The organism is Desulfosporosinus sp. BICA1-9 (genome assembly GCF_000802135.1).
Window position 1 is genome coordinate 26,517 of the sequence record NZ_JUEE01000096.1, and the last position, 6,885, is coordinate 33,401.

Here is a 6,885-nt window from a genome sequence, read left to right on the forward strand (position 1 = left end):
GTCGTTTGATGTTAAAAGGAGAGATAAGAATATGCGTAAAATTCGTAAAGCAATAATTCCAGCGGCAGGATTGGGAACCCGTTTTTTGCCAGCAACAAAGGCTCAACCAAAAGAGATGTTGCCTATCGTGGATAAACCAACGATTCAATATATTGTAGAAGAGGCAATTAAAGCTGGAATCGAAGATATTATTATTGTGACGGGGCGGAATAAGCGAGCCATAGAAGACCACTTTGATCGTTCCATGGAGCTTGAGGTCTATTTAGAAAAAAATGCCAAAGAGGAACTGTTGGATTTGGTGCAGGATGTCGCCCAGATGGCCGATATATATTACGTTCGGCAAAAAGAGGCATTAGGCTTGGGACATGCGATCTATAGCGCTCGTAAATTTATTGGTAATGAACCATTTGCAGTCCTTTTAGGGGATGACATTATTTATTCTGAAGTGCCTGCTTTACGTCAAATGATAAATCAATATGAGCGCTATGGTGCAAGCATAGTCGGGGTTCAAGAAGTTCCCCTATCGGATACGTCCAAATACGGGATCGTGGATGGTGAAAAGTTTGCGGATCGGCTTTATCGTGCCAAGGATATGGTGGAGAAACCTCGTCCTGAAGATGCCCCAGAAACTCATTTAGCCATAATGGGACGGTATATTTTGAATCCGGAAATCTTTGATATCTTGAGTGTCCTTCCAGCAGGGAAAGGTGGGGAGATTCAGCTCACGGATGGGATTAAGGAACTTGGGCGGTCTCAGGAAATCCTTGCTTATGAATTCGAAGGGCGGAGGTATGACGTAGGAGACAAGTTAGGGTTTGTGGAAGCAACGATCGAATACGCCTTGCGTCGGGGAGATCTTTCCGAGGATATTATTACTTTCTTACGTAATTTGGTTCAGAAAACAGACCATTAAATAATACAACTAAGAGAGGACTAAAATTGTTGTGCTGTTACCTTTAATCATCGCGTGGCGGTTTCTGCTTGATAAGAAATTACAAACCCTCTTAGTCATTTTCGGCATAGCCATAGGAGTCTCTGTTCAGATTTTTATCGGTCTGGTCAGTCAAGGACTTGAAAAGACATTAGTCAATAAAGTTTTAGCTTATAGTCCCCATATTACCGTGCACTCCAAAAGTGGAGGATTTAGTGACTGGCAGAAGGAAGCGGACAGGCTCAGAAGCAATTTTCCGGAAGTTGAAGCGGTATCCCCAAATGTCAATAACCAAGGGTGGATAAAACTTGAGAAAATGACGATCCCTATACTTGTACGGGGGTTTAATATCTCAGACACTGAGCGTCTGTATAACATTACGGCGGCAATTTACGAAGGAAGTTCACCGGTTAACGATAATGAGGTTTTACTAGGCAAAGAATTAGCTGAGCGATTAGGGGTCAAGGTCGGGGATGAGGTCAGTATCTTAACCATTGGTAGACAAACGAGACAAACGGTGACTATGAAAACTGTTGGCTTGTATGATTTTGGAGTTACTAAGATTAATAATGCGTGGGTGATTACGAATTTGACTACCGCGCAAAATTTCATTGGTTTTGATAATGAAGTGACTGAGATTGAATTAGCGATTGACGACCCGTTTCAAGCAGATGTTGTCAGTGACCAAATTAGCAGCGCTCTGTCAGGGGAAGAGTTATATATCACCAATTGGAAAGGCCAGAATCAGTTATTAGTCAGTGCTATCGTAGGCCAAAAATTAGTAACCCTTGTCATCCAATTCTTCATTATGCTGGCGACCATTATAAGTATAATCAATATATTGACAATTAACGTCTTTCAAAAATCAAAACAAGTTGGTATTTTAAAGGCCATGGGTCTTACGGACTTTTCGGCAAGCCTTGTCTTCTTCTATCAAGCGTTATTATTTAGTCTGGTAGGAATCGCGCTTAGTTTTGGTTTCCTTGTCGTCTTTCTTAGAGGATTCAATAAATACATTGTGACCGCTCAAGGATTACCTGTGGTTAAGGTCACAGTGGATTATAGGTTTATCGGGCTATCTATCCTTATTTTCTTTGTGGTTGCAATGTCAACTGCCATTTTCCCTGCGCTCAGGTGTAATAAATTAAACCCAATTGAGGTAATTAAAAATGCCTAATGTCATTGAATTGATAGATGTTAACAAGACCTATGGGACTCGGATAAAGTCGCAAATTCTTTACGATGTTAATTTAGAAATTGAGGAACACAGCATTAATTCGGTTGTGGGAGCCTCTGGAAGTGGTAAAACGACGCTTTTAAATATCATGGGCACTCTCGATAGGCCCACTAGTGGGGAAGTCATCATCGATGGATCTAATACTAATAATATGACGCAGGGCAAATTAGCTACATTGCGGAATCAGGCTATTGGGTTTATCTTTCAATTTCATTTTTTATTACAGGAGTTTAATGTTTTTGACAATGTTCTCATGCCTAGTGAAATACAAAGAAATAACCGAGCTGAGGTGAAGGAAAGGGCGAATTGCTTATTAGATATGTTAGGGCTATATAAGTATCGCCGATCCAATGTTCTTGATCTATCCGGAGGTCAACAGCAGCGTGTAGCGATTGGCAGGTCGCTGATCAATAACCCTAAGATTATTTTGGCTGATGAACCAACGGGAAACCTCGATTTACATAGTTCAGAAGATGTTTATAACATCTTTAAACAAGTGAATAAAGAGTATGGGGTTGCTTTTGTCATTGTTACCCACGATAAACACTTAGCTGGCCGCATCATTAAAATTCAAGATGGAAAAATTTTGCTCCCCTCGCGTTCTGCTCGGTAGGGGACGTTACTTCTTCATTCCAGTTAATGCAGTGTAAATATTAGCCTCGCCCGCGCCAAAGAGCTCATCGGTTCCAGGTTTACCTAAATCGACCGCTGTCTGTTGAATCAATGCAGTCACTTGGGCTGGGGTCAATCCCGGATTGTAGGCTTTAATCACTCCGGCAATCCCTGCAACTTTCGGTGAAGCCATTGAGGTACCTTGCATCAGAGCATAGCCCCGAAGATTTGATGTGAAATAGGGCTTCATGTTAGTCGGATAGGTACTAAAGGTATTGTAGTGGAGGTCCAGTAGGTTGAGATCACCGGTTTGGTCATAGATTGGTCCAAAGTCACCACCGGGGGCGGCTACATCGATGGAGCGGGATCCATAATTAGAGTAGAAAGCAATTTTTTCTTTAGACCATTTGTTAGAAGAGGATACAGTAATAACTCCCGGGATTTGTCCGGGTACTTCGCGAGATGCGCCTTTAAACTGAAGTCCTGAGTCTCCGTAAGTTTGGTTCATGTAACTTGTGATTGTGGTCGGATTATTTAAGTTAAGAGACTCATTCCCTGCTGCAGTGACGACTGTGACATTATGATCTACAGCGTATTTAATGGCCCGTCTGTATAAAAGTGCATCTGCAACGTCACTATAAGCATTTTTGTCATTTAGGTACGTATAACGTGAGATACTATCAAATCCACCAATGGACATATTTATGACGTCTACTTTGTCTTTAGTTGCTTGTATAATAGCCGGTACAATCCAGGTCGTCGGCGCGCTGCCGCTAGCAGAGAAGATACGATAAGCACGGATTCCTAGATTGGGGCCAATCCCTTTCATTTTGCCATTGGACGCAATAAAACCCGCCACGTGGGTACCATGTCCGTAGCGATCCCCATAGTCATTAGGATCACCAGTTTCGGTTGCGTCTCCGTCTGCATTGGCCGGTACAAAGTTTTGACCGCCAACAATGTTAGCCTTTAGATCTGGATGGGTAAAATCAATCCCTGTGTCAATGATACCAACAATCGCTTTGTGGATTACTGTTCCGTTAAGGCTTTTCACACCGCCAGTCTCCAGGTCATAAGAATCTCCATTATGGGTAATCCGTTGAATATCCCATTGATAGTCCCAGTAACTATCGGCTTGATTAGCTTGAGGAATATCTCTAACTGGTCGACCGTTAGCAGCCAACGGGTCAATTTTCTTATGATCTAATTTTATAACCAACGAAACGTTTGCGGCTTGGATTCCCTTAACCTCTTTGAGATTTTTTAAAAAGAACGGGTTATCAGATTGTACCTCAAGTCCTAATACCTCAGGCAATACCCTAAGTACCTTACCTCCAGCTTTGGAAATAACTAGATCATAGTCAGCGGGAATTTGTTGCTGGAAAGCAATCGTGTAGGTGTTATTTGTCGGAGCTGCCCCGACTGGAGCAATGAACATAGTCATGATTAGACTTATTGCGACTACCAAACCAAGAAACTTCTTTTTCACTCTACTATCTCCTCTTAATAATTAATATAGTTGTGTTTTTAGCATTTTCCAAAAATAAATGCCAGATACCACTTTAAATTATACAAGTAGATTAAGTAAAATGCTAGATCACATGAACAGTCGTAGAGTTATGCACTATATTGTTTTGATGTTACTCTACACGATCGGTGATGGACTCTGACAAAGGTAAGGGTAAGAGATCATCAACCTAATCTAGGTCTTCAAATCAATGTTAGGAAGTTTCTTAAACATATACACTAAGTAGTGATATGGAATTAATTAATATGGAGGATGTTGCATGATGTGGATGAACTTAAGATTTAATTAGAGGAAGGCTAATTAAAATAAGCTATTATTCAGTGTTTCTAGTTGGGATATTCAATTATCTAAAATGATTGGGGTGTTGATTGATTTGGAAAAAGAGATATTTAAGACAATGTTTAGAGAATATGACGTACGGGGGCGCGTATCAGATGATGAGCTAAATATAGATACAGTCAAATTAATAACTAAGGGTTTTATTACATTTTTGACTCGACGGAACGTCAATCGCGTAGTTCTGGGTTATGATAACCGAGATTACTCTGAAAGTTTTTCGACCGCAGCCTTAGAAGAATTTATTAAAAGTGGTTTTGAGGTATATGATCTGGGTATGACAATTAGTCCTGTTGCTTATTTCGCTCAATATTATTACAAGGCACCAGGTGTAATGATGATTACAGCTAGTCACAATCCAAATGGTTGGTCTGGCTTCAAATTAGGTGATTCATATTCGAAAACGATGGTACCAGATGAAATTACCGAGCTTTATGATATCATCTTGGGAGAAGAATTCAGTGAGGACAATATAAAAATAGGTGTTCATAATAAGGTTTCTCCCCGAGATGCGTATATTGATTACGTGATCAGCAATATAACGATGTCAGATTATAAACCTAGGTTAGTGATCGATGCAGGAAACGGCGGAGCTGGCTTGTATGCTTACGAGGTATTTCAGAGATTAGGATGTATTACATTCCAGTTAAATTGTGATCCCGATTCGAGTTACCCACATTATTTCCCTAACCCTTCGGACTTAAAGGCCAGAGAACGACTGGCTCAGATGGTTCGAAATCGTGATATAAGTGCAGCTGTTGGTTTGTCTTTTGACGGAGATGGGGATAGACTAGGTGTCATTGACCAAAATGGGCAAAATATTTGGAGTGATAGAGTACTTTTATTATTAGCGAGGCAATTGCTTGAAAGGAAAAAAGGAGCTAAGATAGTTTTCGATGTTAAATGTACACAAGCTCTAGTTGAAGATATTGAGACCCATAGCGGACAACCAATTATGTGGAAAACTGGTCACTCGTATATTAAATCAAAGATGCACGAAGAGAAGGCTGAACTTGCAGGTGAACGCAGCGGCCATATCTTTATCGGTGGTGACGAATTCTATTCGTTTGACGACGCAATTTTAGCTGGAGCAAAGTTGGTGGAATATCTCTCTAAGGTAAATAGACCGATTGCAGACATCTTAATGGAAGCTCCGCAATACATCACTTCTCCTGAAATTAAAGTCCACTGTTCAGATACTTTAAAATACGGCCTAGTTGAAAGTATTGTAAAAGAATTCAAAGATGAATACGGCGATAAAGTAATTGACATTAATGGTGCCAGAGTAATGTTCGATGATGGGTGGGGCTTAATTCGAGCTTCTTCAAATTTACCGGAACTGGTTTTGATTTTTGAGGCTAAGACTTGGAAACAGCTTTTGAAGATTCGACAAATTTTTAAAGAGAAATTAACACGTTTTCCTATGGCTTCGGACGAATGGATAAATGATATTGAATAGGAGTGATCGTTATCAGTCGCCGTGTGGCGTTTGTTCTTCTCAGGTTTGTTGTTCTATAGGCACAAGTGCCTTGAAACCTAGTGGCGCAAGGACTTGAGGCACTCGTACCACAGCATGCTCATCACATTATTGCTTTCTTAGGGATAATGTAGAATGACAAACCCAACGAAGTAGAACGTACTGCTACGTAACCATCCATGTTTTATTCTATTTAGGTTTTCAAACCATAATTTAGCAATAACCTGGTAGATAAAAATTGCCAGGGCTGTCATGTAATACTGCCACCAATGATGTTCGTATATTCCTAATTGCAAAAATAAATACTCTATCAGTAAATAGATAATGGTAATCAAAGAAATCCAGCCATATTGTCGCTTCTCACCTAAAATGACGGCGTAAATCTCACTGCCAATGGCGGAAGAAGTGTACTGACAACATGCCAAGATCTGTAGAATTGCAACGACAACACATGCAAATTAAGAAAAATCCCCAACACGCACATGCTAATCAATGTGTATATTGGGGATAATGTGGATAACCTTTACATAGCAGTACCACGTTGCCGTTCAGTATCCGCTAAAATACGCCCAATGTGAGCGTCCTCAATGACCTCACTTCCTGTTCGCTTAGCCTCATACAGGGCATGAGTACAAATCGTGTTAATGAGTCGAGGAATTCCCTTTGTCTCTGAGTGGATAAGTCCGATTGCACTATCCGTGAAAACAGGGGTAGTAACTCCAGCTTGCTTCATTTGGTGGCGAATATACGTTGCAGTCTCTTGG

5 protein-coding genes and 1 pseudogene are annotated in these 6,885 nt (G+C 40.7%); 4 read left to right on the top strand and 2 right to left on the bottom strand.

Annotated elements, in window-relative coordinates:
- Positions 1-31 precede the first annotated feature (31 nt).
- Genes galU through JL57_RS12890 form a run of 3 tightly spaced genes read left to right on the top strand, consistent with a single transcriptional unit; the run spans position 32 to position 2,781 of the window.
- Positions 32-913 carry a UTP--glucose-1-phosphate uridylyltransferase GalU gene (gene galU, locus JL57_RS12880; protein ID WP_034142462.1) on the top strand — a complete coding sequence of 294 codons (882 nt, stop codon included), beginning with the start codon at positions 32-34 and terminating at the stop codon, positions 911-913.
- 31 nt (positions 914-944) lie between these two features.
- On the top strand, positions 945-2,108 hold the full coding sequence (locus JL57_RS12885; protein ID WP_034142451.1) for an ABC transporter permease: 1,164 nt from the start codon (positions 945-947) through the stop codon (positions 2,106-2,108).
- Positions 2,101-2,781, top strand: coding sequence for an ABC transporter ATP-binding protein (locus JL57_RS12890; protein ID WP_034142452.1), 681 nt, complete (start codon positions 2,101-2,103; stop codon positions 2,779-2,781). The genes JL57_RS12885 and JL57_RS12890 overlap by 8 nt, the downstream gene beginning before the upstream one ends.
- A gap of 6 nt (positions 2,782-2,787) precedes the next feature.
- Here JL57_RS12890 and JL57_RS12895 read toward each other — a convergent pair whose 3' ends face one another.
- Positions 2,788-4,269 (bottom strand): S8 family serine peptidase, encoded by a 1,482-nt coding sequence (locus JL57_RS12895; protein ID WP_034142453.1) that lies wholly within the window; start codon positions 4,267-4,269, stop codon positions 2,788-2,790.
- A 412-nt stretch (positions 4,270-4,681) separates the two neighbouring features.
- Here JL57_RS12895 and JL57_RS12900 point away from each other — a divergent pair, with 412 nt between their 5' ends.
- Positions 4,682-6,103, top strand: a complete 1,422-nt coding sequence (locus tag JL57_RS12900; protein ID WP_034142463.1) for a phosphomannomutase/phosphoglucomutase — start codon at positions 4,682-4,684, stop codon at positions 6,101-6,103.
- Positions 6,104-6,644: 541 nt separating this feature from the next.
- Here JL57_RS12900 and JL57_RS12905 read toward each other — a convergent pair.
- A pseudogene (locus JL57_RS12905) lies at positions 6,645-6,885 on the bottom strand (hypothetical protein); the annotation flags it as partial.

Excerpts from the sequence above, each read along its gene's own strand:
- galU (WP_034142462.1), top strand. The coding sequence starts at position 32 with ATGCGTAAAATTCGTAAAGCAATAATTCCAGCGGCAGGATTGGGAACC.
- JL57_RS12890 (WP_034142452.1), top strand. The coding sequence starts at position 2,101 with ATGCCTAATGTCATTGAATTGATAGATGTTAACAAGACCTATGGGACT.